1 protein-coding gene and 2 pseudogenes are annotated in these 2,555 nt (G+C 58.2%); 1 reads left to right on the top strand and 2 read right to left on the bottom strand.

Going from position 1 to position 2,555, the window contains the following annotated elements; genetic code table 11:
- Nucleotides 1-427 (top strand): annotated as a pseudogene (locus ABX749_RS29120) (FAD-dependent oxidoreductase); the annotation flags it as partial.
- Here ABX749_RS29120 and ABX749_RS29115 read toward each other — a convergent pair.
- The gene (locus ABX749_RS29115; RefSeq protein WP_372899129.1) at nt 387-1,649 is read right to left on the bottom strand and encodes an NRAMP family divalent metal transporter; all 1,263 of its coding nucleotides are present in this window, start codon (nt 1,647-1,649) and stop codon (nt 387-389) included. The pseudogene ABX749_RS29120 and the gene ABX749_RS29115 sit on opposite strands and share 41 nt — an antisense overlap.
- A 135-nt stretch (nt 1,650-1,784) precedes the next feature.
- Nucleotides 1,785-2,555 (bottom strand): annotated as a pseudogene (locus ABX749_RS29110) (hypothetical protein); the annotation flags it as partial.

Here is a 2,555-nt window from a genome sequence, read left to right as displayed (position 1 = left end):
GGTCGACCCCAAGTCGCTGCCGGGGATCGTCGTCGATGACGAAACCGCCGAGCGAACAGGCTTTCACGCCACCAGTCAGATGGTCGGCCCCTTCGTCGCCGTCGGTTATCGCCACGACGGCGACACCGACAAGGGCCACCAAAGCCTTCGGTTTCCGGTAACGATCAAAACGGCAGGCAACTACGAACTACGTCTCGCATACTCGCCCAACGCCAATCGTGCCACCAATGTTCCGGTCATCATCCGTGCCGGCGGATCCACGCAGACGGTGACGGTCGATCAACGACGCAAGCCCGAACACGGCGCATTCACCACGGTCGGCAAGTTTACCTTCCCGGTCGGACACGCCGAAGTCGAGATCAACAACCACGACACCGACGGCCACGTCATCGTTGACGCAATTCAGCTACTGCCGCTGGCGGATTGATTTTTTGATAGACCTTGTTGGCCGTTAAACCGGCCAACACACAGGAAACGACAAACCCGATCACCGCCAGTGCGATGATCCAGTGTGGCACCTTGCGCGGTCCGGTCAACTCCTTGCGGGTGCCTAGGTAGATCAACGCCGCAGCCAAAGCCGGAATGCCCAACACCGTGCAGGCTTGGGCGATGGTGATCAGGTGCACCGTGCTGCCTTCGCGGGCCAGCGACGCGATCGCCACGCACATCCCGACCAGCAGCGCCGCAGTGGTCAAATGCAGCGGCCATTTGTCGTCCAGCTTGGATCCCTTGCCGAGCGAGTCGGACATCACCGTCCCGCCGATCAATGCGTTGACCAGGAACGAACTGAGCGCGCCGGCGAGGATTCCGGTACAGAAAATAATCTTGGCCGACGCACCAAACAGTGGCTCCAATTGCCGTGCCACATCGCCGACCGAGGACAATGCCACGCCGTTGGGGTTGCCGTAAAAGACCCGCCACGACGTCACCAGAATCATCGACGTGATCAATCCTAACACGGTCATGCTGACGATCGAATCGATCATTCCCTGTCGCACTTGACCGATCCCCCAGCCTTTCTCTTTGACCAGATAGGCTTGGTAAAAAGCCCCACCGACCGAAAACGTGGTGCCGATCATGCCCAACAACGCAAACACATCCGGCGCAGCCTCGGGAACCACACGCTCGAAATCCGGTGGGCTGACGAAGATCACGACAAAATTAAACAAGAACGCCAGCGTCATCAAACCGATCAGGATCTTCATCAACCCTTCGACGCTGCGATACAGATTTTTCAACAGATACAAACTGGCGATCACCAAACCGTTGACACCCAGCAACACAATCGCTCGCGCAGCCAGCGGCAGCGGCTCGTCGCCGAACATCGGCTCCACGCCGCCGATCAATGCGATGTTGTTGGAGGACTGAAAAAACGCGACCAGCGTGAACAGTGTCACGCCGATCACGACCGCCACGGGGCGTCCCAACCGACTGGCCAATTCATCACAGGGGCTGTTTTCGTAGACCGCCCCTAACCGGGCCGACAACGCGACCATCGCGATCATCAACACCGACGCCCCAAAAACGACGGGCAGACCGAGTAATCCTAGCGAAGCACCGACCTTGGAACTGGTCAGGATCGATCCCGGACCGAGAACCACCGCCGCCACAATGATGGCTGGACCGACGGCGTGTAAAATTCGTTTCATGGGTGATTGGGGGGCAGATGAGGTGGGCGGGGGAAGGGAGGGGAAGACGTGCGACGAGCGAGAGGTGGGATAGGCTTCCAGCCTGTCAGATCGACCATGCTGCAATGACAGGCTGGAAGCCTACCCCACTTGTTCTCATTCCGGGCTCTGAACCGGAGCAATTTCAAGGTCGGCCAGATAAATTGCGGTGATCGGATTGCCGTCGTCATCTTTTTCGTGAGACGAATACCACGACATGATCGCTTTCGTCGGACTCAATGCAATAAAGCCGGGGTAGGAGTTGTCGCCTCCACTGGGAAGCTCGGCGAATTCGAGCAACTCATCATCGATCAGCCAACACATCGACGTCTTGGGACCTTTGCCGCCGATCGACTTGCGGCCACCCACGACATAACGATCGCCCCACCGCACGATCAGCGGACCGCCGATGTAACGATCCAATTCACGACGATCCCATTGTTGGTAGGGTGGTTTGGAACGCAGAAGCTGCGCCGTGTCACTGCCCCGCCGCCCGACTGCGATCACGCTTCCGTCACGTTCGAACAGAAACGCCGTTTCGTCACCGCGGACTTCTTGAAAGATTGCCCGTTTGCGCCAGATCAATCCGTCGTCGCTCTCCAACATCAACGACTCAACGATCTTGCCTTCGCCGCGTGGACCGGCTTCGAAGTTGGCTTTTCTGCGACCGCACAAGAATGCTTTTCCGTCAAAGGTGTTGGCACGCCAAATGTAATGCCCAAACGTCCCCTCCAGCAGAACGGGACTGTGCCAGTTGCGGCCGTCCTCGCTCCATGCGGCATAGCCGAGGTGCATGTTGAGATCGTAATCGCTGACCGGGATCGTTGTTTCGCCGCTGTACCAAGTGCCGGTGTAGACGAACAACTTGTCTTGGAACACCAGAAAGTG

The sequence above is a fragment of the Stieleria sp. genome (assembly GCF_041595215.1).
Lineage (GTDB): Bacteria > Planctomycetota > Planctomycetia > Pirellulales > Pirellulaceae > Stieleria > Stieleria magnilauensis.
This window is presented reverse-complemented; position numbering and strand designations above follow the sequence as displayed.

Excerpts from the sequence above, each read along its gene's own strand:
- ABX749_RS29115 (WP_372899129.1), bottom strand. The coding sequence starts at position 1,649 with ATGAAACGAATTTTACACGCCGTCGGTCCAGCCATCATTGTGGCGGCG.